Source organism: Pseudomonas khavaziana, from assembly GCF_019145205.1.
Lineage (GTDB): Bacteria > Pseudomonadota > Gammaproteobacteria > Pseudomonadales > Pseudomonadaceae > Aquipseudomonas > Aquipseudomonas khavaziana.
In genome coordinates, this window is the sequence record NZ_JAHSTT010000008.1 from 286,344 (window position 1) to 313,269 (window position 26,926).

25 protein-coding genes and 1 pseudogene are annotated in these 26,926 nt (G+C 59.7%); 12 read left to right on the forward strand and 14 right to left on the reverse strand.

Annotated features, from left to right (window positions below):
- Positions 1-52: 52 nt before the first annotated feature.
- Genes KVH01_RS20365 through arnC form a run of 8 tightly spaced genes read right to left on the reverse strand, consistent with a single transcriptional unit; the run spans position 53 to position 9,367 of the window.
- Positions 53-1,675 carry an ArnT family glycosyltransferase gene (locus tag KVH01_RS20365; RefSeq protein WP_217882655.1) on the reverse strand — a complete coding sequence of 541 codons (1,623 nt, stop codon included), beginning with the start codon at positions 1,673-1,675 and terminating at the stop codon, positions 53-55.
- Positions 1,676-3,058, reverse strand: coding sequence for a UDP-glucose dehydrogenase family protein (locus KVH01_RS20370; RefSeq protein ID WP_057010937.1), 1,383 nt, complete (start codon positions 3,056-3,058; stop codon positions 1,676-1,678).
- Entirely contained in the window at positions 3,055-3,468 is a 414-nt protein-coding gene (gene arnF, locus KVH01_RS20375; RefSeq protein WP_043050470.1) for a 4-amino-4-deoxy-L-arabinose-phosphoundecaprenol flippase subunit ArnF, read from the reverse strand. Before arnF ends, KVH01_RS20370 begins: the two co-directional genes overlap by 4 nt.
- Complete coding sequence (gene arnE, locus KVH01_RS20380; RefSeq protein WP_217882656.1) at positions 3,465-3,812, reverse strand: 4-amino-4-deoxy-L-arabinose-phosphoundecaprenol flippase subunit ArnE; 348 nt, start codon at positions 3,810-3,812, stop codon at positions 3,465-3,467. The genes arnF and arnE overlap by 4 nt, the downstream gene beginning before the upstream one ends.
- A complete protein-coding gene (arnT, locus tag KVH01_RS20385) occupies positions 3,809-5,464 on the reverse strand; it encodes a lipid IV(A) 4-amino-4-deoxy-L-arabinosyltransferase (RefSeq protein WP_217882657.1) in 1,656 nt (551 codons plus the stop codon). Before arnT ends, arnE begins: the two co-directional genes overlap by 4 nt.
- Positions 5,461-6,345, reverse strand: a complete 885-nt coding sequence (gene arnD, locus KVH01_RS20390) for a 4-deoxy-4-formamido-L-arabinose-phosphoundecaprenol deformylase (RefSeq protein WP_217882658.1) — start codon at positions 6,343-6,345, stop codon at positions 5,461-5,463. Before arnD ends, arnT begins: the two co-directional genes overlap by 4 nt.
- Entirely contained in the window at positions 6,345-8,336 is a 1,992-nt protein-coding gene (arnA, locus tag KVH01_RS20395) for a bifunctional UDP-4-amino-4-deoxy-L-arabinose formyltransferase/UDP-glucuronic acid oxidase ArnA (RefSeq protein ID WP_217882659.1), read from the reverse strand. The genes arnD and arnA overlap by 1 nt, the downstream gene beginning before the upstream one ends.
- The gene (gene arnC / locus KVH01_RS20400) at positions 8,333-9,367 is read right to left on the reverse strand and encodes an undecaprenyl-phosphate 4-deoxy-4-formamido-L-arabinose transferase (protein ID WP_124400637.1); all 1,035 of its coding nucleotides are present in this window, start codon (positions 9,365-9,367) and stop codon (positions 8,333-8,335) included. Before arnC ends, arnA begins: the two co-directional genes overlap by 4 nt.
- A gap of 30 nt (positions 9,368-9,397) precedes the next feature.
- On the opposite strand from arnC, the gene KVH01_RS20405 reads away from it, so the two are divergent.
- The 3 genes from KVH01_RS20405 to KVH01_RS20415 all read left to right on the forward strand — a co-directional run bounded on the left by KVH01_RS20405 (position 9,398) and on the right by KVH01_RS20415 (position 12,132).
- Positions 9,398-9,583, forward strand: a complete 186-nt coding sequence (locus KVH01_RS20405) for a hypothetical protein (RefSeq protein WP_124421724.1) — start codon at positions 9,398-9,400, stop codon at positions 9,581-9,583.
- Positions 9,584-9,778: 195 nt separating this feature from the next.
- Positions 9,779-10,591 carry a M949_RS01915 family surface polysaccharide biosynthesis protein gene (locus tag KVH01_RS20410; protein WP_043050464.1) on the forward strand — a complete coding sequence of 271 codons (813 nt, stop codon included), beginning with the start codon at positions 9,779-9,781 and terminating at the stop codon, positions 10,589-10,591.
- Between the two features lie 626 nt (positions 10,592-11,217).
- A complete protein-coding gene (locus tag KVH01_RS20415; protein WP_217882660.1) occupies positions 11,218-12,132 on the forward strand; it encodes a site-specific integrase in 915 nt (304 codons plus the stop codon).
- A gap of 67 nt (positions 12,133-12,199) precedes the next feature.
- Here KVH01_RS20415 and KVH01_RS20420 read toward each other — a convergent pair whose 3' ends face one another.
- Positions 12,200-13,057, reverse strand: a complete 858-nt coding sequence (locus KVH01_RS20420; protein WP_124400639.1) for an SDR family oxidoreductase — start codon at positions 13,055-13,057, stop codon at positions 12,200-12,202.
- A 106-nt stretch (positions 13,058-13,163) separates the two neighbouring features.
- Positions 13,164-14,375 (reverse strand): multidrug effflux MFS transporter, encoded by a 1,212-nt coding sequence (locus KVH01_RS20425; RefSeq protein ID WP_043050150.1) that lies wholly within the window; start codon positions 14,373-14,375, stop codon positions 13,164-13,166.
- 158 nt (positions 14,376-14,533) lie between these two features.
- Here KVH01_RS20425 and KVH01_RS30675 point away from each other — a divergent pair.
- From KVH01_RS30675 to KVH01_RS20445, 5 genes and pseudogenes are all read left to right on the forward strand, one after another.
- Positions 14,534-15,289, forward strand: a pseudogene (locus KVH01_RS30675) (MCP four helix bundle domain-containing protein); the annotation flags it as partial.
- A 132-nt stretch (positions 15,290-15,421) separates the two neighbouring features.
- Positions 15,422-16,147 carry a methyl-accepting chemotaxis protein gene (locus KVH01_RS30680; protein WP_404822076.1) on the forward strand — a complete coding sequence of 242 codons (726 nt, stop codon included), beginning with the start codon at positions 15,422-15,424 and terminating at the stop codon, positions 16,145-16,147.
- Between the two features lie 240 nt (positions 16,148-16,387).
- Positions 16,388-17,308, forward strand: a complete 921-nt coding sequence (gene rbsK / locus KVH01_RS20435; RefSeq protein ID WP_217882662.1) for a ribokinase — start codon at positions 16,388-16,390, stop codon at positions 17,306-17,308.
- A gap of 27 nt (positions 17,309-17,335) precedes the next feature.
- Positions 17,336-18,667, forward strand: a complete 1,332-nt coding sequence (fucP, locus tag KVH01_RS20440; protein ID WP_217882663.1) for an L-fucose:H+ symporter permease — start codon at positions 17,336-17,338, stop codon at positions 18,665-18,667.
- The gene (locus KVH01_RS20445) at positions 18,664-19,710 is read left to right on the forward strand and encodes an aldose 1-epimerase family protein (protein ID WP_217882664.1); all 1,047 of its coding nucleotides are present in this window, start codon (positions 18,664-18,666) and stop codon (positions 19,708-19,710) included. The genes fucP and KVH01_RS20445 overlap by 4 nt, the downstream gene beginning before the upstream one ends.
- Here KVH01_RS20445 and deoR read toward each other — a convergent pair.
- A complete protein-coding gene (gene deoR, locus KVH01_RS20450) occupies positions 19,707-20,465 on the reverse strand; it encodes a DNA-binding transcriptional repressor DeoR (RefSeq protein WP_217882665.1) in 759 nt (252 codons plus the stop codon). The genes KVH01_RS20445 and deoR overlap by 4 nt on opposite strands.
- Positions 20,466-20,593: 128 nt before the next feature.
- Between deoR and deoC the strand changes: the two genes are divergently transcribed.
- Complete coding sequence (gene deoC, locus KVH01_RS20455) at positions 20,594-21,277, forward strand: deoxyribose-phosphate aldolase (RefSeq protein WP_217882666.1); 684 nt, start codon at positions 20,594-20,596, stop codon at positions 21,275-21,277.
- Positions 21,278-21,488: 211 nt separating this feature from the next.
- Positions 21,489-21,923 (forward strand): hypothetical protein, encoded by a 435-nt coding sequence (locus KVH01_RS20460; RefSeq protein ID WP_217882667.1) that lies wholly within the window; start codon positions 21,489-21,491, stop codon positions 21,921-21,923.
- 680 nt (positions 21,924-22,603) lie between these two features.
- Here KVH01_RS20460 and KVH01_RS20465 read toward each other — a convergent pair.
- The 3 genes from KVH01_RS20465 to KVH01_RS20475 are packed head-to-tail and all read right to left on the reverse strand — an operon-like array spanning position 22,604 to position 25,092.
- Positions 22,604-23,035, reverse strand: a complete 432-nt coding sequence (locus tag KVH01_RS20465; RefSeq protein WP_217882668.1) for a DUF1810 domain-containing protein — start codon at positions 23,033-23,035, stop codon at positions 22,604-22,606.
- Positions 23,036-23,047: 12 nt separating this feature from the next.
- Entirely contained in the window at positions 23,048-24,355 is a 1,308-nt protein-coding gene (locus KVH01_RS20470; protein WP_217882669.1) for an ATP-binding protein, read from the reverse strand.
- A complete protein-coding gene (locus KVH01_RS20475) occupies positions 24,352-25,092 on the reverse strand; it encodes a response regulator (protein WP_043050160.1) in 741 nt (246 codons plus the stop codon). The genes KVH01_RS20470 and KVH01_RS20475 overlap by 4 nt, the downstream gene beginning before the upstream one ends.
- A gap of 304 nt (positions 25,093-25,396) precedes the next feature.
- On the opposite strand from KVH01_RS20475, the gene KVH01_RS20480 reads away from it, so the two are divergent.
- Together KVH01_RS20480 and KVH01_RS20485 are read left to right on the forward strand one after the other, a co-directional pair.
- Entirely contained in the window at positions 25,397-25,657 is a 261-nt protein-coding gene (locus KVH01_RS20480; protein ID WP_217882670.1) for a DUF2790 domain-containing protein, read from the forward strand.
- A gap of 32 nt (positions 25,658-25,689) precedes the next feature.
- Complete coding sequence (locus KVH01_RS20485; protein WP_217882671.1) at positions 25,690-26,901, forward strand: cytochrome c biogenesis protein DipZ; 1,212 nt, start codon at positions 25,690-25,692, stop codon at positions 26,899-26,901.
- Positions 26,902-26,926 lie beyond the last annotated feature (25 nt).

Sequence of the window (26,926 nt, forward strand, 5' to 3'; positions counted from 1 at the left end):
CCCACTGGTTGAAGAGTGGGCGTTCTTTCTTACGATGCCATGGGAAAAGCACTCAAGGCGCCGAAGTGGCTGCCAGATGCAGCAGTACATAGGGGGTCTTGTCGAACTCGCCGGTGAGCATCGGCGTGATCGAACGCAGGCGTGGATCATCCAGCGTTTCGAAGTCTGCCTGACTCATGACGACCCATGCCGGCGCCTGGATCGGTTTCAAATCGACAGGCAATTGGGTAAACAACGGCACCTTGTCACAATCGTAATTGACCATGAACTTGATGGCTTTCGCGTCTTTGCCCAAGGCGTGCAGCACCAGCGGGGCCGGCTGCTGCAGGACCTTGGCCTTCACGGCAAGGCTGAACGTGCGGGTGTCGTACAGCCGGCGTTCCAAGGGTTCAACCACCATGATGTAGGTGGTCCAGAGCGCGAGCACGGCGGCCAAGGCGGGACCATAGTGGCGTAGTCGCGCCTTGAGCAGTGCCAGCAAAGCCAGGACCTGGAGCAGCCCGAGCACAACGAAGATCAGCTCGAGGCTGGCCAGCGGCTCTGGATAACGCCGCCGCGCCACCACCAGGCCAATCGCCAATAGCGTTGGCAACAGCGTCCAGAGACCCAGTGTCAGCCCACGCAGCCAGGTAAAGAGACGGCCCTGGGAGACCTGGAAAGGGTACGCGGCGATGATGGCTGCAAACGGCAGCATCGGCAGGATATAACGTGCCTTCTTGGCCTGGGGCACCGACAGGCCCAGCATCACCAGCAAAGCCGCGGCCGCGCAATAGCACACCAGCTTCAACGCCGGGTCCGGCCCGCGCCGGCCGCCAATCACCACGGCCAGCAGCGCCAGCAATGCCAGCGGATAGGCCATGGCATAGTTGCCCATGGAGCTGGTGAAGTAATACAGCACGCCGCCGGAGCCTTCGCTGCCATCCATGCGCCCAAGGAACTGCATACGAATCACATCATGCATGAAGTCTTCGCCGCCGCTGAGCTTGGCCAGCAGCAACAGCAGGCCGACACACGCCGCCAATAGCGCCAGTGACAGCAAGCCGAAGCTGAACAACTGGCGCCATTGGCGGTTGATCAGGTAATAGCTGCACAACACCCCGGTGGGGATCACCAGGCCAATCGGCCCACGGATCGCAAACCCCAGCAGCAGCAACAGGAACACCCAATGCAGGCGTTTGGCTGCACTGAAGTGATCATGGGCATACCCCAGGTAAAACACGGCCAGGGCCACGGCAGCGAGCATCTGGTCCAGGGAGACCGAGCGGGTTTCGCTGACAAAAGTGCTGCTGAGCAGCAACATCGTAATACTCAGCAAGCCCCAGCGCCGCGAGTAGGGCGCGATCAGGCGATACACCAGCACCACGATCAGCGCCGATGCGAGCGCGGTAGGCAACCACGCCGTCAGGCTGGTGACCTGGCCGAAAGGCAACGACAACAGCCAGGTCAGCAGGGTCGACGTCGCCAGGTAGTCGGCATAGGGCTGACCGTAGGTGGTGGGGAAAAAGCTTGGCCCATGGCGCAGCATTTCCTGGGCAAAGACCACGAAGCGCGAATCGAAGCCGATGATCGCCTGGTGCCAGTTGCCGGCAATGAACAGCACCAGCGCCAGAAGCCCAAGCCCCAGCGACTGGCGGCGGATCGTGGCACTCTGCAGGGACGGAAAAACCTTGTTCACCTAGCCGACATCCCTGACCTGTTCCACCCAGTTTTGCTGGGGGATCGGCAACTCGCAGGAATCGCCACGGCCGATGGGGAAATACTTGAAGCCTTTGCGTGTCAGGCGCTCACCGTCATACAGGTTGCGGCCATCGAAGATCACCGGGGTTTTCAGGCGCTGGTGAATCAGGTCGAAGTCCGGTGCCTTGAATTGCTGCCATTCGGTACACACGATCAGTGCATCGGCGCCGCCCAGGGTGGACTCCGGGGTGCCCATCAGCATCAACCGCGGGTCATCGCCGTAGATACGCTGGGTTTCCTGCATGGCTTCCGGGTCGAAGGCGCGCACATTGGCGCCGGCAGCCCAGAGGGCTTCCATCAGTACACGGCTGGGGGCGTCGCGCATGTCATCGGTATTGGGTTTGAAGGCCAGGCCCCACAAGGCGAACGTCTTGCCCTTGAGGTTGCCCTTGAAGAACGCGTTGATACGCTCGAAGAGCTTGCTCTTCTGCCGCTGGTTGATGGCTTCCACGGCTTCGAGCAGGTCGCTGGAGCAGTTGGCTTGCTTGGCGCTGTGGATCAAGGCACGCATGTCTTTGGGAAAGCATGAGCCGCCATAGCCGCAGCCCGGGTAGATGAAGTGGTAGCCGATCCGCGAGTCGGCACCGATTCCCAGGCGCACCGCTTCAATATCGGCACCCAAATGTTCAGCCAGCTCGGCGATCTGGTTGATGAAGCTGATCTTGGTGGCCAGCATGCAGTTGGCGGCGTATTTGGTCAGCTCGGCGCTGCGCAGGTCCATGAAGATGATGCGGTCGTGGTTGCGGTTGAACGGTGCGTACAGGTCGCGCATTACTTCACGCACTTGCTCACGTTCGCAGCCGATGATGATGCGGTCCGGACGGCGGCAGTCGGCAACGGCCGAGCCCTCCTTGAGGAATTCCGGATTGGAGACGATATCGAAATCCAGGTGGCGGCCTGCAATATGCAGGTTCTTTTCGATATGGGCACGCAGGGTGTCGCCTGTACCGACAGGCACGGTGGACTTCTCCACCAGGATCACCGGCTCCACGCGGTGGCGAGACACGGCGTCACCCACCGACAGCACGTATTTGAGGTCGGCCGAACCGTCCTCGTCGGACGGCGTGCCCACGGCGATGAACAGCACTTCACCGTGCTCGACGGCGAGTTTTTCGTCGTAGGTAAAGTGCAGGCGTCCACTTTCCAGGTTGTCCTTGACCATCGCGGCCAGGCCCGGCTCGAAGATGGTCACGTGGCCTTTTTGGAGTGCCTCGACCTTGCTCTTGTCAACGTCCATGCAAATGACATCGTGACCGACTTCGGCGAGTACAGTGGCCTGTACCAAACCAACGTAACCACTACCAAATACACTGATTTTCATGGGGTATTCCTGGGACTTGAGGTGCTAGCACGACGAGAGTTGATAACCAGTACACCGAGGATGACCAAGGCCACCCCCAGGGTTTTTGAAAGCGAGAAATCTTCGTTGAACACCGGCAGGCTGGCGGCCAGCAGGTAAACCAGCGCGTAGCTGATGCTGAGCAACGAATAGGCGCGGCCGAGGGGCAAGTCCTTCAGCGCGCCGAGCCAGCAGAGCATCGATAGCGCATAGGCGCTGATCGCCAGGATCACCACGCCCAAGGCGCTGAGGTCGATGCTGTTGCTGGTGAAGGCTGCCAGCCATTCGGCGGGCAAGGGCAGGCGTGTCATGCTCCAGCGCATGCCCAACTGGGCGCCACTCACCAGGCCGACACTGCCCAAGGCCAGGGCGAAACCCCGTACGCGGCTCATACCTGGCGCCCCAGCAAGGCGACACCGACAATCACCAGCGCCACACCCAGCCAGTGACGGCCATCGATGGGTTCGTGAAACACAAAGCGCGCCACCAGCGTGACCAGCACGAAATTCAAGCTGAGCATGGGGTAGGCAATGCCCACTTCCAGGCGCTGCAGCACCAACAGCCACGCCAGCAGACCCAGGCCCAGGCACACCAGCGCCGACCATAACCATGGTGAGCGCAGTTTCAACGCCCAACCGTCCGGCACGTCACGCCAGCTTTCTACGGCGAACTTTTGCGAGACCTGGCCCATGCAGGTGAACAGGCAGGCTGTGAGTAACAGCAGCAGGGTGATCATGGCGCGACCTGGGGGAAAATCAGGATCACGATCTTGCCCTGTGCATAGCGCTTGCCATCGGCAGGCAGCAGCGCGAGTTCTTCCTTTTCGCCGGCGCTATTGACCCGCATCACCACGCCAACAGCGCCGGTACGCCGGGTTTGCTCCATCCATGCCTGAATCGCGTTGCGGTCCACCAGGCGCGGGGCCGTATCCGCATAAGTCAGGCCGTACTTGACCTCTCCTGAGGTGTTGTACAGCGTGATATCAGGGCGTTTCAGACGCCATGACAGCGCTGAGGCGGCGCCAAGGTCATTGCTCAACAGGGCGACGGTGGGCTGCAACTCGTCGATGTGATCAATGATGAACTGGTCCGGGGTCTTGTTATAAACCACCGAATGGGGCAACGCCGCAGGCACCAGGACCACCAGCAAGCCACTGCCGATCAGGGGCGCGGCCCACAATGCCAAGGGGCGCGCCGCTTGCAGCAGATTGATGACGATCCAGCCGAACAAGAAGGTAAACACCAGCACCAGGCTGAGGGTTTCCTCGCCGGGTTCGTACACCGGTTTCTTCAACTGGAACCAGCTGAGGGCCAGCAAGACCAGCACACCGATCACCAGGTTCAACCAGCCATTGATACGCAGGACGCGACCGTGGCGCTGAGTGAGTTTGTCGCTCAGGGTCGAGCCCATCAGCAGGGCCAGGGGCAACATGCACGGCATGATATAGGAGGGCAGCTTGCCCTTGGCCAGGCTGAAAAACGCCAGGGGCATCAGCAGCCAGAGCAGCAGGAACGCGGTCTTTGGTACGCGCTTTTGCAGCCACGCCTCTTTGGCTGTAGACGGCAGCAGCGCGACCCATGGCAGCGCGAACGCTATCAGCAGCGGTAGGTAGTACCAGAACGGTTCGGCGTGCTGGGCGTCTTCACCGGCGAAGCGTTGGATATGCTCGTGCCAGAAGAAGAAGTGCCAGTAGTCCGGCTCTTGTAAATGCACGGCCAACGCCCATGGCACGCTGACCACAATCGCCACCAGTACGGCCACAACGCCGAACTTGAACAATTCGCCCATGCGTTTTTGCCAGAGGGCGTAGGGCAGGGCGACCAATACCGGCAGCAACCAGGCCAGGAAGCCCTTGGTCATGAAACCCAAGCCGCACGCGAAACCCAGCAGGGCCCAGGACCACAGGCGGCCACGCCGCGAGCTGCTGTCGAAGCAGAACCACAACGCCACACCGGTCAGGTTGACCCAGAAGGTGAACTGCGGGTCCAGGTTGGCATAGCCGCCGAGCGCCGCGACACTGACGAAACTCATGTACAGAACGGTGCTGACCAGGCTTTTCTGCGGGTCGTTCCACAGCCGGCGAGAGACCAGGTAGACCATCAGGATGCTCAAGCCGGTGCTCAACGCCGAGGCAAACCGTACGCCGAACAGGTTCTGCCCGAAGAGCGCCTGGCCCAGCGCGATCATCCAATAGCCTGCGGCGGGTTTTTCGAAGTAGCGGATGCCCATAAAGTGCGGTGACGCCCATTTGCCGGTCAGCAGCATTTCCTGGCTGATCTGCGCATAACGGGTTTCATCCGGGATCCACAGGCCGTGGGTAGCCAGCGGCAGCAGATAGACCACGGCAAACGCCAGCAGGAGCAAGGGCAGGGCCCAGCGGCGGATCATGCTTGTTGTACTCCGAGCCAACCCTCGCGACCGCTCAAGGCGCCGCGCACCAACCGTTGCTGGGGCAGGGTGGTCACATCCGCGGGCAACAGGTCGCCCAGGGGCGTAAAATCAATGCCGCGTTGCTTTGCCTGAGTGAGCAACTGGCGAAAATCATTGGCCATCAGAATCCCTTCTACCTCTGCGTGGACCGTGTAGACGTTCAGTTTTGAGGCGCTGAACCGGTCCAGGATGTAGTTGTTGAAGTCTTTGGCAGCCACTACCGGTCCGACGACTTCGTCGAAGGTCGGCAGGTCTACCGGAATTTGTGGGGTGCCGGCGCTGCCATCGGCCAAGGTCGGTCGAAACAGGCTGGTGCCCCGGCAATCACTGTTGTAGCGGAAGTTGAACCCTTGCTTGGCTTGCACCACACGCTCATCGGCACGCCAACCGGCAGCCGCTGAACAATCGATAGGTTCGCCCAGGATGTCGCTCAAGGTCTGCACGCCTCGCCGAACCTGCTTGATCAACTGCGCCTCGCTCCAGCGCCCGGCGTTGGCCTGCCAGCCATGGTGATCCCAGGCGTGCAGGCCGACTTCATGCCCGGCAGCCTTGGCCTGGCGCATCAAATGCCCCAGGTCGCGGCCAATCGGCTTGCCTGGCCAGGCAGTGCCGGCCAGCAGGATGTCCCAGCCATACAGGCCGGCAGCATTGGAACGCAGCATCTTCCACAGGAATTGCGGGCGGATCAGGCGCCACAAATGGCGGCCCATGTTGTCCGGGCCGACACTGAAGAAGAACGTCGCCTTTACCCCGGCTTCAGCCAGGGATTCGAGCAGCCGCGGCACACCTTCACGGGTGCCACGGTAGGTGTCGACGTCGATGCGAAGACCTGCCTGCATTATTTCTTGTCCGCTATTTCAAGCATGGCTTCGCGCAAGAAGAAGTCGAGCGTGTTGCCGATGGTTTCGCTCATCTGCACGGTCGGCTCCCAGTTCAGCAGGCGCTTGGCGTTTTCGATGCTGGGCTTGCGGTGCGCCACGTCCTGGTAACCGGTGCCGTAGAACGCCTTGCTTTCCACGTCGCGGAAACCGGCAAACGGTGGGAAGTTATGGCGCAGCGGGTGGGCCTCGAACTGACGCAACAGCTCTTCGCCCAACTGGCGAATGCTCGCTTCGTTTTCCGGGTTGCCGATGTTGATGATCTGGCCGTTGCAGGCATCGTTGTCGTTATCGATGATGCGGGCCAGGGCCTCGATGCCGTCGGCAATGTCGGTGAAGCAACGTTTTTGCTCACCACCGTCGAACAGGCGGATCGGCGTGCCTTCCACCAGGTTGAGGATCAGCTGGGTGATGGCGCGGGAGCTGCCGATACGCGCCGAGTCGAGGCGGTCCAGGCGCGGGCCCATCCAGTTGAAAGGGCGGAACAGGGTGAAGTTCAGGCCCTTGTCGCCGTAGGCCCAGATCACGCGGTCCAGCAGTTGCTTGGACACCGAGTAGATCCAACGCTGCTTGTTGACCGGGCCGACCACCAGGTTGGAGGTGTCTTCGTCGAAGTACTGGTCCTGGCACATGCCATAGACTTCGGAGGTCGATGGGAAGATCACACGCTTGTTGTACTTGACGCAGTAGCGCACCAGCTTGAGGTTTTCTTCGAAGTCCAGCTCGAACACACGCAGCGGATTACGGGTGTATTCAATCGGGGTGGCGATGGCTACCAGCGGCAGGACCACGTCGCATTTCTTGATGTGGTACTCGATCCACTCTGAGTGGATGCTGATATCGCCTTCCACGTAGTGGAAGTTGGGGTGGCTGCGCAGGCGCTCGATGGCGTCGGAGCCGATGTCCAGGCCATAGATCTCGTAACGGTCGTCACGCAGCAGGCGCTCGGACAGGTGGTTACCGATAAAACCGTTTACCCCCAGGATCAGCACGCGGGTACGGCGTGGCTTGCGCCCGGACTCAGCGCCGCGCAGTACGGAACCGTCCACCAGGCCCAGCTCATCGGCCAGGGCCGGGCCGGCCAGGTACAGGCCATTTTCATTGCGCTGGCCGAACTTGATCACCAGGGAGTCTTCGCCGCAGGCAATACGCAGCGGGCTGACGCTGATCACGCGACCTGGCGCCAGGCCTTCGTTGCCCTTGACCACCTCGGCTTGCCAGACGATCAGTTTGTGCTCGCCGACGGCGCAAAAGGCGCCTGGGTACGGCTGGGTCACGGCGCGAACCAGGTTTAACAGGGTTTCGGCTGGTTGTTTCCAGTCCAGCTTGCCATCGGCGGCGGTGCGGCGGCCGAAGTAAGTGGCTTGGCTTTCATCCTGGGCGGTTTCAGCCAGCTTGCCCTGGGCCAGCTGTGGCAGCGCATCGCGCAGCAGAGCAGCGGCGGCATCACGCAGCTTGGCGTGCAGGCTCAAGCCGGTATCGGTGCGGTCGATGCTGACGCGCTGCTGGGCCAGGATGGCGCCCGCATCGGCACGCTTGACCATGCGATGCAGGGTGACACCGGTTTCAGTCTCACCGTTGACCAGCACCCAGTTGGCCGGTGCGCGGCCACGGTATTTGGGCAGCAACGAGCCGTGCAGGTTGAACGCGCCTTTGCGAGCGGTGGCCAACAGCGCTTCGCTGAGCAGGTTGCGGTAGTAGAAAGAGAAGATGTACTCCGGATTCAGCTTGGCGATGCGCTCGATCCACAGGGGGTGATTGGCGTCTTCCGGGGCGTGTACCGGGATGCCATTACGTGCGCAGAGCTGAGCGACGGAGCCATAGAAGTTGTTTTCCCTGGGGTCATCGGCATGGGTGAACACGGCGGCAATTTCGTAGCCCGCACTGAGCAGGGCTTCAATGCCTGCACAGCCAATATCGTGGTAAGCGAAGACAACAGCTTTTGAACTCATGACTGGACCTGATCGGAAGGAGAAGTAGAAGTATGGGAAGACACCAGGCCGTCAACCACGACGACTGGAGCCGGTGCTGCCGGCTGGTTGCGCAGCACTTTTTCAATAAAGAAGCGTGGGCGGGCACGTACATCGCTGTACATGCGGCCCAGGTATTCACCCAACAGGCCCATGCCGATGAACTGGCCACCGGTGAACACGAACAGCACGGCGAACAGCACGAACAGGCCGTCACCAGCCCAGTCGGCGCCGAAGGCCAGGCGCATGATGATCAGTGCGAAGGCAAACAACACACCCAGCGCCGCCAGGCTGAAACCAACAATGGACAGCAGGCGCAATGGCGTGGTGGTCATGCAGGTCAGCAAGTCGAACATCAGGCTGATCAGGCGCATGGCGCTGTATTTGGATTCGCCGTGTTCCCGCTCGGCATGATGCACGAGGATTTCCGTGGTGTGGCGGGCGAATCCGTTGGCCAGGATCGGGATAAAGGTGCTGCGTTCACGGCAGGCGAGCATGGCGTCGACGATGGTGCGGCGGTAGGCGCGCAACATGCAGCCGTAATCGCTCATGGCCACGCCGGTAGAGCGTTGCACGGCGAGGTTGATCAGCCGCGACGGCCAGCGACGGAAGGCGGAGTCCTGGCGGTTGTTGCGCACGGTGGCGACCACGTCGTAGCCCAGGGCGGCTTGTTCCACCAGGCGCGGGATTTCTTCCGGCGGGTTCTGCAGGTCAGCGTCGAGAGTAATCACCACGTCGCCACGGCACTGCTCGAAGCCGGCCATGATCGCAGCGTGCTGGCCGTAATTGCGGTTGAGGATCACCGCTACTACGTTGCTGCCTTCTGCAGCGGCGGCGTCTTCGAGCAGTTGGGCCGAATCGTCGCGACTACCGTCATCCACCAGGATGATTTCGTATTCGTAAGCCAGTTGCTTGCAGGCTGCGGTGGTACGACGCAGCAATTCGGGCAGGCTCTCTTGTTCGTTGTAGACCGGGATAACGATCGACACGCAATCAATAGGGTAGGGTTTCAACGTTTCATGACCTCGGGCTGGAGCAACTTGATGCGTGAAAACAACAGCAATTATTGGGCGAAATTACAGCCCGCAGACTACAAGGCGGCGCTAAAGATAAAGCGTAATCAACAGGTTAGTCGACAAACCGCGGTTTGCTCTGAAGTATTGCCTACAAGGTTAAGCGCAAAAATGTGCAACGAATATGAAAGGCGGATGAAAAACTCGTTTATTTGACAGGTAGACAGCTAGGGTTCAGCTAAGTAACTAAGGCATTACAAGTACAAGGGCGTGGGCAAGATGGGAGCGCCCGACAGGGGGGTTGGTTCAATTTTGGCGCGGCGGCCCGGGCGAAGAGGCTTATTCAACAATCTTCTCTGCATTGGCGCTCAAGTGCCGGTAAAGTAAGCCATCTCTTGCCAGGGTAGTCGGATGAATAGCGTGCAACTTTTACGCGGCCAGTTACGGCCCGCGTTGATGGGACTGTTGATGACGGTGGCCTGTGTCACCAGCGTGCGGGCCGATGACGGCGTTGCGCTGACCAGCATCGAGCAGGTGCCGGAAGGCGTGGAAGTCCGCGGCAGACAAGTCGCGGCCTATACCTGGGACGACCGCCAAGGCAAAAACCTGCTGGTGCTTGCCGAACAGGTCAGCGAACGGGATGACGATGGCACCCAGTCAGCCTTTGTTTACGCGGCACAGTACCTGCTCGGCGGCGACCATCCAAAGCGTGTGTGGATGCTGTACGACGACGTGCAGCACTGCGAATTCGACGCCGGGCTGCGCTTTGACCGTGCGGCCACCAAGGTCACTGATCTGCTGGGCGACGGCAATACCCAGGCCACGGTCGGCTATTCGCGTACCTGCACCAGTGATGTCAGCCCTAACGAATTCAAGCTGATCATGCACGTCGGCAAGTCCGAGAAGTACCGCCTGCGTGGCCTTGACCGTGTGGGCGCCAGTTGGTGGGATGAGGACGCCGGAGCCTTGCGCGGCATGCCATTGCCCACCGACTGCAGCGTCGCGGCCCAGCAGGCGCTGGTCAGCCAATACAAGGAGCAGGGCACCGAACTGCCACTGCCAGGCTGCTATGGCGACGAGAAAGACTTCGCCAAGGCGCCGGACGGCTACCTCACCTTCATGCGCAAGCATTGGTTCGCGCTGATGCAGCAGCAGGACGCCGACTGGAGTCAGTCCCTGGCCCAGCCTCAGGATTCTGGCGAGGAGGACGGCGTGGAGCCGTGATGCCCGTATTATCAATGATATTCGCCGCTCAAAATATGGGAGGGGCTTGCCCCCGATGGCGGCGGGTCAGCCGCAGATGCATTCACTGACAGGCCGTCATCGGGGCATAGGTATCTACACAACTTTTGTAGCCGCAGCCGACCGTAACCACGATGCGAAGCGAGCCGCTCTTGATCTTGCTTTTGATCCTAGGCGCCCCGTTAAACCACGCTGGCCGGAATTCGACAGGGATTTGGGGGGTAAACCGGCAGGGATGCCGGTTTAGCCGCCCCGAATCCATGGCGGATTACGGGCACACCGAGCCTGGGCGAGGTGCCGAGTGGTGGGGCAAGAGCCCTAATTTTGGTTACTTTTGGGGCTCTTTTCCAAAAGTGACCCGTTGTAAAAGCGGAACCCTAAGTGGCCGTTACCGCAACAATGGATATGTACTCGGTCTGATCCAAGATCCTGGTCGGCCCGGAGGCCGCCATCGGGAGCAAGCCCCCTCCCACAGGGTCCAGTGGAGTACCAGAAGTTGGGTAGATAGCCATGTCGATCATGGGTTAGACTTTGCCTTCGCCAATTCACTAAATACATCGATTAATCAACAGGTTGAGCGATCTATTTAATCCAAAGGCTGATCTACCTTGACTGAGTCTACCCGCAACCCACTGACCCTCTACCTCACCCGCCTGGCACCTTCCAGCCAACTGACCATGCGCTATGTGCTGCAGGATGCCGCCGATCGCCTGGGCTTCGAGGACATCAACCTCGAAGAGATCGACTGGCACCTGCTGCAACCCGAGCATGTGATCGCCCTGGTCGCGGCTTTGCGTGAGGACGGCTATGCGCCGAATACCTCGTCGCTATATGTGAATGCCGTACGCGGAGTGATGAACGAAGCATGGCGCATGAGCTTGATCAGCCAGGACCACCTGTTGAAGATGCGCTCGGTCAAGGCCACACCGGGTACACGCCTGGGCCAGGGTCGTAACCTGCGTCGCACCTTGATCCGCGAGATGCTCGAGGTCTGCGCCGCCGACCCACGCCCCCAGGGCCTGCGGGACGCCGCAGTAATTGGCTTGCTATATGGCTCGGGCATGCGCAAGTCAGAGTCGGTCAACCTTGACCTGGCCCAGATAAATTTTGACGAACGCAGCCTGCGGGTGATCGGCAAGGGCAACAAGGAACTGGTCAAGTACGCGCCGGACTGGGCGTTTGCCAAATTACGGACCTGGCTGGAATTTCGTCGCGGGCAACTCAAGGACGGCGAACAGGACGACAGCTTCCTGTTCAACCGGATTCGACGTGGCAGCCATATCACTCGCGAACGCATTACCAAACATGCGATTTACTACATCGCCCGCCAGCGTGGCGACCAGGTGGGGGTGAAGATCATGCCCCATGACTTCCGCCGCTCGTTCATCACGCGGGTGATTGAAGAGCATGATTTGTCGATTGCACAGAAGCTGGCGCATCACACCAATATCCAGACCACCGCCAGCTATGACGTGCGTGACGACAACGAGCGGCGGCGGGCGGTGGATCGGTTTGATTTGTAGCCTCAGGATTAATGAAAATTAAATGTGGGAGGGGCTTGCCCCTCCCACAATTGGTCTTTCAGAGGGCTCAGAGAATCGGCTTGCCGCCAGTTACCGCATAGCGTGACCCAGAGATATAGCTGGCCTCATCCGAAGCCAGCAACACATAGATCGGCGCCACTTCCACCGGCTGCCCCGGACGCCCCAGCGGGGTTTCGCCACCGAAGTTCTTCACGTCGTCATCGGTCATGGTCGCGACAATCAGCGGCGTCCAGATCGGGCCCGGCGCCACGCTGTTGACGCGAATACCCTTGTCACCCAACAACTGCGCCAAGCCACCGGTAAAGTTGGCAATCGCGCCCTTGGTCGCGGCGTAGGCCAGCAGCGTGGGCTTGGGCATATCCGAATTGACCGAGCTGGTATTGATGATCGAACTGCCCGCCTTCATATGGGGCAAGGCAGCCTTGCAGATGCGAAACATCGCGGTGATGTTGATATCGAACGTCTTGACCCATTCCTCATCCTCGATCTCTTCGAAGGTTTCGTGAGTCATCTGGAACGCGGCGTTATTGACCAGGATGTCGATACGCCCAAACTGTTCGACGGTCTTGTCCACCAATGCCTGGCAAGTGGCTTTTTGCGCGATATCGCCAGGCAGCAGCAGGCATTGGCGACCGGCTTCTTCAACCCAGCGCGCGGTTTCCTTGGCGTCGTCGTGCTCATCCAGGTAAGCAATGGCCACATCGGCACCTTCACGGGCAAAGGCAATGGCAACGGCGCGGCCAATGCCGCTGTCGGCCCCCGTGATCAGGGCAATCTTGTTGGCCAGTCGACCGGAGCCCTTGTAGCTCTGTTCGCCACAGTCGGGGTACGGATCCATTTTTTTCTGGGAACCGGGCACGGCTTGGGCTTGAGGGGCGAAAGGCGGGCGTGGATAGTCAGTCATTTCAGTCTCCATAGGTTTCCAAAGGTGCTATGGAGTTAGTAATTACGTGGCCGGCGATAGTTGTAATGGATGCCCGCGAGGCCCGACGAATGGTTGGCGTCAAGCCTCAGGAGGAGGGCGGGACGCTGGAGGCCAGGTGCGCCGGCAAACGGCGTAAGGTCCACAGCGTGGTGAGCATTGCGGCGAGCGCACACAGCGCGATGCCAATCAACATCGGCGCCGGGGTATGGTCGGCGAATATCCCCACCAGGGTCATCGCTACGGCGGCAGTGACCATCTGGATGGCGCCCAGCAGCGCCGATGCAGAACCTGCCACTGCGCCATGATCTTCCAGCGACAGCACCCCAGCTGCCGGCAGCAGCAGGCCGAGGCAGCCAAACCCGGTAAACAGCAGCGCCATCATCAAGACCAGGCTGTCCCCCCATAGCGTGGTGGCCGCCAGCACGGCCATGATCGCGGCTACGCCCATCACCGACCAACGGATCAGTGGCGCCAGGCCGAACCGCGCGCTCAGGCGTGCGGTCAGCTGGCTCATGGCGAAGAATGACGCCGCGTTAAGGGCAAAGCACAGGCTGAACTGCGTCGGAGTCAGGCCGAAATACTCGATGTACACGAAGGGCGCACTGCCGATAAAGACGAAGAAGGTAGCGAGGCCGAAACCGCAGACCACCGACAACCCTGTGAATACCGGATCGCGCAGCAGCGCTCCGTAGCTGCCAAACGCATTGCCCAGAGTCTTGCCCAGGCGACGCTCGGCTGGATGGGTTTCCGGCAGTTGCACGATGGTCATCACCAGGCACAGCACGGCCACCACCGCCAGCACCGCAAATACTTCACGCCAACTCCAGATCGAAATCACCAGGCTACCGGCCAAGGGCGCGAGGATCGGCGAAACACTCATCACCAGCATCAGCAAGGCCATCAGCCGCGCGGCTTCATGGCCGGTGTACAGGTCGCGCACAATCGCCCGCGGGATCACCATCCCCGCACAGGCCCCGAATGCTTGCACAGCACGAAAGCCGATCAGCACTTCGATATTCGGCGCCAGGGCGCAGCCGATACTGCCGATGGTAAAGATCACCAGGCCCGCATAGATCGGCAACTTGCGCCCGAAGACATCGCTGATCGGGCCGTAGAACAGCTGGCACACGCCGATGATCATGAAGAACACCGTCAGGCTCATTTGCACCGCCGCCGGCGAGGCCTGGAGGCTGGCGCCCAGGGTCGGCAGCGCAGGCAGGTAGATGTCGATGGCGAACGGGCCAACGGCGGTGATCAAGCCCAGCAGCAGGGCGAGATGGGCAATACTTCGAGACATGGGTAGATCCGGGGCGCAGCAAAGGTCGGTTAGCTTAAGGGATCGGTGCAAATCCGCAAACTTAGGCTTCACTAACCAGAGACTCTGGCCGATAACGGTAGCAGGGGCGGTCAAGCGGTTGGGTTCCCAACCGGCAGTCCAGGTACGGGGATAAGAGCATGACGATCAAATTGCGCTTGATGTTGTTGATTGCGACCGGATTGCTCACTGCGTTGGTCATGAGCGTGGCCGGTTACCTGGGAAATAACCGGATGGGGGCAGCGGTAGAGGACAATGAAGTCAGCATGACCGTGCTGCGCAATCACATGGAAGCCGACATGATGCACGATGCCCTGCGCGCCGATGTGTTGTCGGCCATGCTGGTGGGCCTGGGGAAAAGCACCAGCACCAGGGATGAGGTCAACACTTCGCTGAAGGAGCACGCCGAGCACTTTCGCCAGGTGCTCGCAGACAACCTTAAGCTGCCGGTGGAAGACACGATCAAGGACAGCCTGGAAAAAATCAAACCCAGCCTGGACACCTACATCAGCGCCGGCGAGCGCATCGTCGTTTTGGCGCTGGATAACCCCGAAGCCGCGCGGGGGCAATTGAATGCCTTCCATACCGCCTTCAGCCAGTTGGAAGATCAGATGGCTGCCCTGAGCGAACTGATCGAAGGTCATACGCAAAAAACCAGTGCCGGCACGCAACATACCATCAGCAACGCTAACTTCACCCTCGGCGCGGTATTGATTGCCAGTCTGGTGTTGCTGTTGGGCCAGGGCCGCTGGGTGACCCTGAGCATCATGGGACCACTGCAAACCGCCAGCCGCATCGCCGCGAGTATCGCCCGGGGCAATCTGAGCGAGCCGATTGTGGAACCGCGTCGCCAGGATGAGGCCGGTTTGTTGATCAGCAGTCTGGCCACCATGCAGCGAGACCTGCGCGGCATGATCGAGGTGGTGCGCAGCAATGCCCATGGCGTCAATGGCATGAGCGAGCGCCTGAGCCAGGGTTGCCATGAAGTGGCCGACAGCAGCCAGCAACAAAGTAGCGCTGCCAGCACCATGGCGGCGGCCGCAAGTGAAATGACCGCCAGCATCGAGGAAATCACTCGCCACGCCGGGCGCGCCCTCGACATGGCCAACCAGGCTGAAAATTTGGCCAAGGACGGTGGCCGTGTCATTCACCAGGTGGTCAAGGATATGGACGGCATCGCCCGTTCAGCGCAGCAGTCGGCCCAGGTCATCCGCACGCTGGATAAGGAGTCCGAGGCCATCTACAGCATTATCCAGGTGATCAAAGGCATTGCTGACCAGACCAACCTGCTTGCCTTGAACGCCGCGATCGAGGCCGCCCGTGCGGGTGAGCAGGGGCGCGGTTTTGCCGTAGTGGCCGACGAGGTGCGCAGCCTGGCGGGACGCACCAGCGCATCGACCCAGGAAATTGCCAGCATGGTCGGGCGTATCCAGCAAAACACCCGCGAGGCGGTGACCAGCATGGAGGAGGGCGTCTCCCAGGTGGACAAGGGCATGGCCGTGACCGCTGAGGTGGAGCGGGCCATTCGCGACATTCTTCAGGCCACCTTGAATACCACCGAGTTGGTCAACGATATTTCGCGCACCATCAGTGAACAGAGCCTGGCCAGCAACGAGATCGCCCATCAGGTGGAAATGATTGCCGGCATGTCGCAAACCAATAGCCGCGTTATTGGTGAAACCGCCTCGACCACCGATGAACTGGCCGGTTTGGCGAGCAAGTTGTCGCAGTCCGTGGATCGGTTCAGCCTTTAGCACAGGCGTTTTTTTTGCCGGCTCCTTGTGGGCCGGTTTTTTTTTGCGTGATCCCATCGTTCCGCAACGGCTCAAGGTCGCGCCCCGCGCTTGATGCCCGGTCCTTGCCCGTGGCTATTCGTACAATACGTTGACTCATCTTCGCAAAAAAAGATTGAATATTCACACTTAATGTTATTTAAATAACAAAATAAAAGCGCTACGACCTGCCTGGTCGTGCCGCAACAAGGTGGAATAGCAATGAGCAAGATCGCAGTCATCGGCAGCAACATGGTGGATTTGATTACCTATATCGACCGTATGCCGGCCCAGGGCGAAACCCTGGAAGCGCCTGGCTTTGTCATGGGTTGCGGCGGCAAGGGGGCCAACCAGGCAGTGGCGGCCGCCAAGCTTGGGGCTGATGTCCTGATGCTGAGCAAGGTCGGCGACGACATGTTTGCCGACAACACAGTGGCCAACTTCCAGCGCTTTGGTATCGACACCCGTTATGTACAGCGTGTGCCTGGGGTTTCCAGCGGCGTCGCGCCGATTTTTGTCCGCGCCGATTCCCACAACAGCATCTTGATCGTCAAGGGCGCCAATGCGCATTTGCTGCCGGTGGACATAGACGCGGCCGCCGCCGACCTGCGTGACTGCACGCTGATCGTGCTGCAACTGGAGATCAATCTGGAGACGGTCTACCACGCCATCGAATTCGCTCACCGACAGGGTATCGCGGTGCTCCTCAACCCCGCACCGGCCGTGGCCGGCTTGAGTCGTGAGCACCTGGCGCACCTTGACTTCCTGATTCCCAACGAGTCGGAACTGGCGTTGATCACAGGCCATGTCGTGGACTCGCCTGAATCGGCCCGAACCGCCGCCCACAGCCTGGTGGCCAGCGGCATTCGTCACGTAATCGTCACTCTCGGCGAGCACGGTGCGCTGTACGTGGGGGAGGAGGGGGAGTTCCAGGTGCCGGGGGTACGGGTTGACGCCCGTGACACCACCGGTGCCGGCGATGCCTTTATCGGTTGCTTTATCCACCACTGGAACCGCGACCGCCATATTCGTCAGGCCATGGAGCAAGCGGTGGCGTACTCGGCTTGCTCGGTCATGGGGCTGGGGACGCAGAGTTCCTATCCCGACAGCGAAACGTTTGATCGCTTTAAGCAACAGCGCTGACACCCTCACCCAGCCCGGAGAACAATAATGAACAAACCTGCGCTGCAACAAACCGCCGATGGTTTCTACCTGAACCGCACGCCCTGGTTCGCCTTTATCCTGCTGTGCAGCATCTTTGCACTGTGGGCCGCAGCGGCGAGCATGAACGATGTGCTGATCGCCCACTTCAAGAAAGCGTTTTTGCTGAGTGATTTCCAGACGGCCTTTGTGCAGTCGGCGTTTTACCTGGGCTACTTTTTTGTAGCGATTCCGGCCGCGATGGTGGTTCGTCGTTTCAGCTACAAGAGCACGATCCTGGTGGGCCTGCTGCTGTACATGCTGGGCTGCCTGTTGTTTTTCCCGGCCGCGTCCACGGCCAAGTACGGCATGTTTCTGCTGGCGCTGTTTGTGATCGCCGCCGGCCTGTCGTTCCTGGAAACCGCCTGCAATACCTACTCGACACTGATGGGCCCCCGGGAAACCGGGACCCGGCGCTTGAATATCTCGCAGACCTTTCACCCGTTCGGCGCCATGGCCGGGGTGTATGTGGGCAGCTTCGTGATGTTCAAGGACACCGACGCCACCACTGAACAACTGGCTCAGATGAGCGCTTCCGACGCCGCGGTGCAGCAATTGCAGATGATTCAGTCCACGCTGCTGCCCTACAAGTGGATGATTGCGGTGCTGGTGCTGATGTTTATTCTCGTCGCGATCACCCGGTTCCCTGCATGCAAGGGCAACAAACCTGCCGACAGCAAGCCGGGCAGCGTGCGTCAAAGCCTGGGACGACTGTGGCGTAACCCGCGCTTTACCTTTGGCGTATTGGCGCAGTTTCTTTATGTGGGGGCGCAGGTCGGGGTATGGAGCTTCACCATTCGCCTGGCCATGCAGATGGGCGGTATGAATGAACGCAGCGCTTCATGGTTTCTGCTGACCACCTTTGCCGCCTACTTTGTCGGCAAGTTGATCGCCAACCTGTTGATGCGGCGCCTGCACCCCGCCAAGGTACTCGCGATCTACGGGGTGCTGTGTATCGTGCTGCTGGCCTACACCATTCTGGTGCCGAACATTTCGGCGGTATATGCAGCGGTCGGCGTGAGTATTTTCCTCGGTCCTTGCTGGCCGACCATCTACGGCCTGACCATCGATGGCCTGGGTGAAGACACCGGCGTGGGCGGTTCATTGCTGGTGATGAGCATTGTCGGCGGCGGAGTGATCCCCATCTTCCAGGGCCTGTTGTCCGACGCCAGTGGCGGCAACATGCAACTGGCTTACAGCGTGCCGTTGCTGTGCTTCATTGTGATCGTGATGTATGCACTTAAGTGCATGCGCCAACCCGGCTCCTTACCGGCGGGCGCGACCGGGGCGGTGGCCTCATGAAGACACGTATCGCGTTGTACCCTGCGGTGTTTGGCGAGCAGGAGAAAATCCTGCTGCAATCGTCGGCCTTCAAGGTCATTGCCTGGACTTACCCGTCCGGTGTGCTGGCCGTGAGCCTTGAGAATAGCCGTGGCCGATTGGTGATACTGCCTTATCAGGGACAGATGATCTGGTCAGCCGTGTTCGACGGTTGCGACTTGACCATGAGCAACCTGTTTGAGCAACCCCGGCCCAGCCCGACGATTATCGATACGTACGGCTGCTTCATGTTTCACAGTGGTCTGCTGCGCAACGGCTGTCCGGCACCGGATGACACGCATGCCTTGCACGGCGAAATGCCCTGTGCGCCCATGGAAATGGCCTGGATTGAGGTGGACGAGGGCGTTGTACGCCTGGGGGGCTCGTATGAATATGCCAAGGGTTTCGGCGATCGCTACCGGGCAAGCCCCAGCGTGACACTGCGCGCCGATTCGGCCGTGTTCGATATCGATATGCAGGTGACGAACCTGGCCGGCAAGCCCATGGACCTGATGTACATGGCCCACATGAACTATGCGTACGTGGATGGCGCGCGGTTTGTCGAGCCTTTGGGCACGCAGCGCCAGCGTTTGCGCAGCAGCGTGCCGGACCATGTCAAGCCGACGCCGGCATGGAGCGCCTACATGGCGCAGTTGGCCGAGCAGCCTGCGCAATTGGCCTGCCTCGAGCAGCCGGCCTTGTACGACCCTGAGATCGTGTTTTTCTTCGACGGCGTTGGCACAGACGCCACGGGCCAGGCGCACTTTTTACTGGATCATCCCAGCGGTGCGGCGTTCTACACCCGCTACCGTCCCGAACAATTCGCCCACGCCGCCCGCTGGATCCTGCACACGCCGGATCAGCAAGTGGCGGCGTTCGTGTTGCCGTCCACCTGCGAACCCGAGGGCTATAACGCCGAGAAAGCCAAAGGCCACGTACGTGTGCTGGCGGCCGGAGCCAACGTTTCGTTCAGTGTCAGCACCGGTTATTTGAGTGCGCAGGAACGGCAACGGTTGCTGGATTAAACCAGCAACTGCGCGCCATTGGCCTGGATGACGTCTTTATAGCTGCGGGGGATTTTCTTGTCGCTGACCACGTACTGAAAGTCTTCCAGGGCGGCGAAGTGCGCGGTGCGCACCGTGTCGAACTTACTGAAATCGGCAAGCAACACGCGTTGCTGAGCCTGGCGCATGACCTTTTGCTTGACCTCGACTTCATTGAAGTTGAAGCACGTTACGCCGAACGCCTGGCTGACGCCGGCGGCAGTCACAAAGGCCCACGTCAGGCGCACGCTGTCGAGGATGCTGCTCTCGGCGCTGCTTTCAAAAACCTGGTTCTTGCGGTGAAAGGTGCCGCCGCACAACACGATGTGGCAATTGGGCTTGTTCTGCAGTTTGAGCAGCACGTTCAAGGAGCTGCACACCGCAGTGAATTCCAGCGCATCAGGGATGAAATCAACCACAAAAGGCGAGGTGGTGCCACAGTCGAAAAATACCGTATCACCGGCCTGGATCAACGCGGCGGCGAGTTTACCGATGCGGCGTTTTTCCTCGACGTGGCGGGTGTCCTGCTCGACCACACGGTAATCGCCGCTGTCATTGCCGATGCGGGTGATATAGCCCCCCAGCAGCCGCAGGTGATCGCTGAAGTGGTTGAGATCGCGGCGCAGGGTCATCTCGGACACGTCCAGCAGTGCCGCCATTTCCTTCAGGTGAATGGCGTTCTGGTCTTGCAGGGCTTGTTGGATAAGCTTCAATCGCTCGGCTTTTCTACTGTCCACGAGTATTCCAGGGCTTGATTGTTGGTGTTAAATAAGTAACATTAATTGTTATTATTGTAACGAATTAACGTGGGCACTATCACAAGCGCCTCACAATCATTGGCAACATACAGGCAAGGGCCCATTAAATGAACAGTCTCCCACCCGCCGCATTGGCCAAGTACATCGATCACACCTTGCTGGCGCCCGACGCCTCCCGTGCACAGATCCGCACCTTGTGCGAGGAAGCCCGCGAACATGGCTTTTATTCGGTGTGCCTCAATTCCGCACAGGTGCCTTACGCCGCTTCGTGCCTGACCGACGACAGGGTGGTGATTTGCGCCGTGGTCGGCTTTCCACTGGGCGCCGGCCTGAGTAATACCAAGGCGTTCGAAGCCCAACAAGCGATTGCCGCCGGGGCAGGGGAGATCGACATGGTGCTCAATATCGGCTGGTTGAAGGACGGGCTGCTGGACGCCGTGCGCGAAGACATCGCTCTGGTCCAACAGGCCTGCGGCGCCGTGCCGTTGAAGGTCATCCTGGAAACCTGCCTGCTCGATGACAAGCAGAAGGTCCAGGCCTGCGAGATCTGCCGTGATCTGGGTGTGGCCTTCGTCAAGACGTCCACCGGATTCAGCCGAAGCGGGGCTACGGTTGAAGACGTAGCACTGATGCGCAGAACTGTGGGAGCTGGGGTTGGGGTAAAGGCATCCGGCGGCGTGCGCGATTATCCGACGGCATTGAAGATGATTGAAGCCGGGGCAACACGCTTGGGCAGCAGCTCTGGGATTGCGATTGTGGGCGGGGCAATGACGGCGGCGAGTGGTTATTGAGATTTTTTGTCAGAGTGATAAAGCTGCACATATATAACTCAACTAAATAGTCATTTAGTCGAGTTATAGGCATTAGTTATATTACCGGGGCTGAGCCAGCTCATCTTTTACGCTAGTGTGGGTACATGCACGAGACTTAACATTTGAGCATCATAAAGGGACGGTCCATATGCGGGGAAGGCTTACGTCAGGTCTATGGGTGGCATGTTTCGTGACCAGTGCCACAGTGCTGGCGGATGAACTGCCGCGTAGCGAGCAGATAAAAGCTTTCCGCGCTGCTGGATTTAACCAAGAGACGTCGGAGTGCGAAATCGCGACAACAGGGAGCTACACGCCGGTAACCATGGAGTTGATTGAGGACCTGAACGGTGACAGTCGGCCGGACGCGTTGATTACCGAAGGCAGCACTGACTGTTACGGGCAAGCGGGTACCGGATTTTACCTAGTCAGCCAGCAGCCTGACGGTGACTGGAAACTCATGCTCAATGAAAGCGGCGTCGCTGAGTTTCTTGCAAGCAAAGGCAGTAATGGTTGGCCTGATGTCGAAGTCGGCGGCCCGGGCTTTTGTTTCCCAGTACTGCGTTATGACGGGCAACGTTATCGATTTCACCACAGCGTTGGTGAACAGTGTGATGACTCGCCGTAAATCCGATGGCCAAGGGTCAAACGCAGACAGCTCAGCGAGGCGGCGATGGCTGCTTTGAATCTTGGGCACGGTGGTCTGGGTCGCTTAGTGAAATGCGACGAGCAGAGCCCCTGAAGGACGATTCAATTGGTTCGCATAATGTATATTATGTTAAATTGGATATTGTGAAGGAACCCCGTCACTCGCCCCCTGATGTTTCTGTAAGTATCTGCAGTTCAATGGATCATCAGTGATGCGTCACAAAAGCAGTGATATCTAGTTCGATCACCTATGCAGATCAGGCACAGATGGCCGACCTGGTTTTTCCTCACCATGCTCTACAGGATGCAAGATTAATTGCCGACACTGGTCACGGCGCGAATGCTGCTGCCCGAAGACCGCACTCGGCTCGTCATGGAAGCCCAGGATAAAGGCGTACGCAGCAGGCCTTGAGCGCGCGCCTTTTGAGAGCGCGGAGAAACAACGCAAAGGGTATCAATAGCAGGCGGGTTCAATCACACCCGGCTGAGCTGAGCCGATCCAGCATGATATTGCGGGAGCTGTCGAAGACGGTATTCGATCAGGCAGCCCGAATCTCATTGAATTACCGATCATGCCCAGATGAACAGGGAGCTTGCCCCGTTGGGGGCATAGCCGCCCTCGCCTTCAGGCTGCTCCAGATACACATCAACGTTTAGCACTCACGCCGATTGCCCAAGCAAGAGCAGTGTCTTGCGGTCCGGCTCACCTGAATAAAACTGCTCGAGCGCCTGCTGATACACAGCGGGGTCGGACGGGACACTCTTGAACAGCGTAAGACAGGAGCGAAATTTCAGGTCATCGGGCGAGCCGAATATCTGCTCGGCACTCACCCCTCGGTGCTGCAAAACGGCCGCGACGCACGCCTCCAGTCGTGGCCCTAGCAACTCGTGCTCGAGGTAGGCACGAGCCTCGGCAAGGCCGGTAATCGCGAAGCGTCCGGCCATATCGGAGCGACCCAGCCCCTGCAATTGCGGGAAGACGAACCACATCCAATGGCTCGTCTTGCGGCCCGCGCGCAGCTCGTCCATGACTCGACTGAACACCGGGCGCTGAGCCTCGACGAAACGGGACAGATTGAACGTATCCTGCATAATTGGCTGCTCCTACGATAAGCGTGTCGGCAATCTCAGTTCAGCGCACAGTCCGCCGCCTTCGCGATTTCTCAAGGTCAGGGTGCCGCCGAGGGCTTGTGCCAGTTGCTGGGCGATAGCCAGGCCCAGGCCCGTGCCGCCGGTGCTGCGGTTGCGCGAATTTTCCACGCGGTAAAATGGCTCAACCACACGGGCCAGCTCCTCTTCGGCGATGCCGGGACCACGATCCATCACGGTCACCGAGAGGCTGTCGCCGTCCTTCGATTCGACCTGCAGCTGCGCTGCACCGGCGAATTTGAGCGCGTTATCCGTGAGGTTTACCAGCACTCGGCGCAGCGCTTGGGGCCGCGTGTGAATCACCGCGGCGCTTTTGCCGCTGAGCTGCACGTCCTTGCCCATGTCCTGGTAGTCGAACACGAGGCTGTCGAGGAATGAATCAAGATCGGTACAGCGGCTTTCCTCGGTGGCGCCATGCACGCTGCGGGCATAGGCAACGCCTTCACGCACCAGATGCTCCATCTCGCCGAGGTCATTCCACAATTTGTCTTTGTCGCCGCACTCATCCATCAATTCGGCACGCAGCTTCATGCGCGTGATCGGGGTTTGCAGGTCGTGGGAAATCGCCGCCAGCAGTTGCATGCGCTCTTTCAGATAGGCCGCAATGCGCGCCTGCATGGCATTAAAGGCGATGGCAGCGTGTGCGACTTCGGTCGGGCCTTGTTCATCCAGATGCACCGGGTGAGTGTTGGGATCAAGGTTTTCCACGGCCTGGGCCAGCCGGGTCAGCGGGCGTATGGCAATACGCACAGCCAGCCACGCGCATAGAATCATCAGGGCCAACTGGCCCAGCAAAACCACCGGCAGCCACGGCGACAACGGCACCATCGAGGGGCGCACGTCGATGGTCACCGGGCTGCCGTCGGCCAGTTTCAGATGGACCTGGAAATGTTTGATAGGCCCGGGAATGTCTGTCACGGTCATCGGGTAATCCTTGCCGATGGCCTCCTTGATCGAGGTCACTGCAATCGGCGTGTCACGCAGAGCGACGCCTGGCGAGCCTTCATCGAGCAAATAGCGGTAATTGCGTCGATCCAGTTGTTTCAACCAACTCATGCGTTCCTCGGCGGGCAAGCGGTCAAGGATGGCAATGGACGTTGACACATCGGTTTCCAGATTACCGAGCATGGTGTTCTTCGCGGTTTCAAAACGCTCGTAATACTGCACGCCGAAGGACAAGGCCTGCGCCAGGGTCAGCCCTACCAGAAAGATCAGCGCCAGCCGCGAGACGAGGGTTCGAGGCCAATGCAGCGCAGGCTTCATGCCGGAGCTCCAAGCACTTGCACCGGAAGCGAGAAGACATACCCTTCGCTGCGCACGGTCTTGATGTAAGCCGGCTCCCGGGCATCGTCAAGCAGGCGTTGGCGCAGGCGGCTGACCAGCAGATCAATGGAACGGTCGAACAGGTCGGCGTCACGGCCCTGGGTCAGGTTGAGCAACTGGTCGCGATTGAGTACCCGTTGCGGATGGTCGAGGAACACCCGCAGCAGGCGATATTCAGCGCCGCTGAGGGCGACCATGGTGCCGTCTTCATCAAGCAGATGACGGGCGGATGTGTCCAGGCGCCAGCGCCCGAACTCCAGCAACCTTCCGGTTTCGGTAACGACCAGGTTGGGCGGCAGCATGCGCGTACGGCGCAGCACAGCGTTGATGCGCGCCAGCAGTTCGCGGGCTGCGAACGGCTTGACCAGGTAATCGTCGGCGCCCATTTCCAAGCCGATGATGCGATCGGTTTCATCGTTGCGGGCGGTCAGCATCAGCACCGGTGTGGCCTTGTGTTTACCGGCGCGAATATCGCGGCAGAGCACCAGGCCATCGTCGCCGGGCATCATGATATCCAGCACGATCAGGTCCACCGGCGTGGACTCGAGAAACGAGCGCATCTGGCGGCCATCCGCAACCACGGTCGTGCGCAGGCCGTTCTTCTTCAGGTAGTTGCCTACCATCTCTCGAATCTCACGGTCATCGTCCACGATGAGGATGTGATCAACGTGTTCCATGGGCCAAGCCTCTGTCAATGGGAATTGCGGCTCAGTCTATAGAGACTGAGTCCGTTCGCCCGCGGCGGTTTGTATTGCAGTGTATCTGCTCTGGCGAAGGATACATGCAGAGGTAAAAACAACAATTTCCGGGGTTTTGTATGGCTGTGTATCGGGACGGGGTCTTGATACGAACCGATTTATCCGAGCCTGTTTTTGACACAGACGAGATACCTCGCGGGCTTCTAATGAGCCATATCGAGGCCAACCCAAGCGCCTCGGCTCAACTGAACGACCCAACCATTGAAGCCTTGAGGAAACGACCATGAACACCAATACCCTCTTTGCCACTTGCCTGTTTGCCGCCCTGAATATCTGCACCTTCTCGGCCCGCGCCGAAGCCGACGTCACGCCGCAGACCTACACCTACGGCACGCACCTGGACATCCGGAAAGTGGTGGCATTGACACAGGATGCCGGGGCTTCCTGCGGCATTGTCGATGCCCAACTGACCTACCTGAATTCGCAGGGCAAGACCGAGATCCTGAACTACCGCAAATTTGCCGAATGCCAAAGCGATAACTGAGCCCGGCCCACACATTTCATCAGGAGACCCTTATGTTCCTCATCGCATTCCTGGGCGGCTTATTGACCGTCCTCAGCCCTTGTATCCTGCCGGTCGTGCCATTTCTGTTCGCCGGTATCGACCGCACACGCTTATCGATCCTGCTTACCCTCGGCGGCATGGTCCTGACCTTCGCGCTGATTTCCAGCCTGGCCGTGGTCAGCAGTGAATGGGTGATTCAGGCCAACAACACCGGGCGTCATGTGGCACTGGTGGTGCTGGCGCTGTTTGCCTTGTCGCTGATTTCGGCGCGAATCAGTGGCTGGCTGGCCAGCCCGTTCGTGTTACTGGGCAATCGACTCGACCCCCAGACGCGCAAAATGTCCGGGCCGCTGGGTTCGCTGATGATCGGCGTCGCCACCGGCCTGCTCTGGGCGCCGTGCGCCGGACCTATTCTCGGGGTGATCCTTACCGGCGCCATGCTGCAAGGCGCCAATGCGCAAACCAGCCTGCTGCTGGCAGCCTACGGCCTGGGCAGTGCACTGTCGTTGGGTACGCTGATTTTCGCCGGACGCGGTTTAGTCAATCGGCTGAAGGCCACGATTCCGCTCACCGGCTGGCTGCGGCGCGCCACCGGTTTTGCGGTCCTGGCCGCAGCGCTGATGATTTCTACCGGTGCCGACAAGACGCTGTTGGCCGGGGCGTCGTCCGAAGGCGTCAGCGTGCTGGAAAAAGGCGTGCTGGAACGCGTCCCCAAAGTCGTCGAATACCTGGTAAGCAAGGCCAAGGCCGAACCCACCCTCGACAACGCCCAAGGCCCGATGCCGTCGCTGTCCGGCGCGGTGGAATGGCTCAATTCGCCGGCACTGACCAGTGAGTCGCTCAGAGGCAAAGTGGTGCTCGTCGATTTCTGGACTTACGACTGCATCAATTGCCAGCACGCGCTGCCATATGTGAGGGACTGGGCGCAGAAATACGAGAAGGATGGCTTGGTGGTAATCGGCGTCCACACTCCGGAATACGGATTTGAACGCATCATCAGCAATGTCAGGGATGAGGTGAAAAAGCTCGGCATCACTTACCCGGTGGCCATCGATAACAACTACGCGATCTGGCGCAACTTCGATAACCAGTACTGGCCCGCGCACTACCTGATCGACGCCAAAGGGCAAGTGCGTTTCACCCACTTCGGAGAAGGTGGCTACGAGACGCAGGAAAAGATGATTCAGCAACTGCTGCAGGAGGCGAAAGCTCCAGCCGCGTAACCCTTGAAAATCCATGGCCCACAGG

Excerpts from the sequence above, each read along its gene's own strand:
- KVH01_RS20370 (WP_057010937.1), bottom strand. The coding sequence starts at position 3,058 with ATGAAAATCAGTGTATTTGGTAGTGGTTACGTTGGTTTGGTACAGGCC.
- arnF (WP_043050470.1), bottom strand. The coding sequence starts at position 3,468 with ATGAGCCGCGTACGGGGTTTCGCCCTGGCCTTGGGCAGTGTCGGCCTG.
- arnE (WP_217882656.1), bottom strand. The coding sequence starts at position 3,812 with ATGATCACCCTGCTGCTGTTACTCACAGCCTGCCTGTTCACCTGCATG.
- arnT (WP_217882657.1), bottom strand. The coding sequence starts at position 5,464 with ATGATCCGCCGCTGGGCCCTGCCCTTGCTCCTGCTGGCGTTTGCCGTG.
- arnD (WP_217882658.1), bottom strand. The coding sequence starts at position 6,345 with ATGCAGGCAGGTCTTCGCATCGACGTCGACACCTACCGTGGCACCCGT.
- arnA (WP_217882659.1), bottom strand. The coding sequence starts at position 8,336 with ATGAGTTCAAAAGCTGTTGTCTTCGCTTACCACGATATTGGCTGTGCA.
- KVH01_RS20405 (WP_124421724.1), top strand. The coding sequence starts at position 9,398 with ATGCGTGAAAACAACAGCAATTATTGGGCGAAATTACAGCCCGCAGAC.
- KVH01_RS20410 (WP_043050464.1), top strand. The coding sequence starts at position 9,779 with ATGAATAGCGTGCAACTTTTACGCGGCCAGTTACGGCCCGCGTTGATG.
- KVH01_RS20420 (WP_124400639.1), bottom strand. The coding sequence starts at position 13,057 with ATGACTGACTATCCACGCCCGCCTTTCGCCCCTCAAGCCCAAGCCGTG.
- KVH01_RS20425 (WP_043050150.1), bottom strand. The coding sequence starts at position 14,375 with ATGTCTCGAAGTATTGCCCATCTCGCCCTGCTGCTGGGCTTGATCACC.
- KVH01_RS30680 (WP_404822076.1), top strand. The coding sequence starts at position 15,422 with ATGGCGGCGGCCGCAAGTGAAATGACCGCCAGCATCGAGGAAATCACT.
- rbsK (WP_217882662.1), top strand. The coding sequence starts at position 16,388 with ATGAGCAAGATCGCAGTCATCGGCAGCAACATGGTGGATTTGATTACC.
- fucP (WP_217882663.1), top strand. The coding sequence starts at position 17,336 with ATGAACAAACCTGCGCTGCAACAAACCGCCGATGGTTTCTACCTGAAC.
- KVH01_RS20445 (WP_217882664.1), top strand. The coding sequence starts at position 18,664 with ATGAAGACACGTATCGCGTTGTACCCTGCGGTGTTTGGCGAGCAGGAG.
- deoC (WP_217882666.1), top strand. The coding sequence starts at position 20,594 with ATGAACAGTCTCCCACCCGCCGCATTGGCCAAGTACATCGATCACACC.
- KVH01_RS20465 (WP_217882668.1), bottom strand. The coding sequence starts at position 23,035 with ATGCAGGATACGTTCAATCTGTCCCGTTTCGTCGAGGCTCAGCGCCCG.
- KVH01_RS20470 (WP_217882669.1), bottom strand. The coding sequence starts at position 24,355 with ATGAAGCCTGCGCTGCATTGGCCTCGAACCCTCGTCTCGCGGCTGGCG.
- KVH01_RS20475 (WP_043050160.1), bottom strand. The coding sequence starts at position 25,092 with ATGGAACACGTTGATCACATCCTCATCGTGGACGATGACCGTGAGATT.
- KVH01_RS20480 (WP_217882670.1), top strand. The coding sequence starts at position 25,397 with ATGAACACCAATACCCTCTTTGCCACTTGCCTGTTTGCCGCCCTGAAT.
- KVH01_RS20485 (WP_217882671.1), top strand. The coding sequence starts at position 25,690 with ATGTTCCTCATCGCATTCCTGGGCGGCTTATTGACCGTCCTCAGCCCT.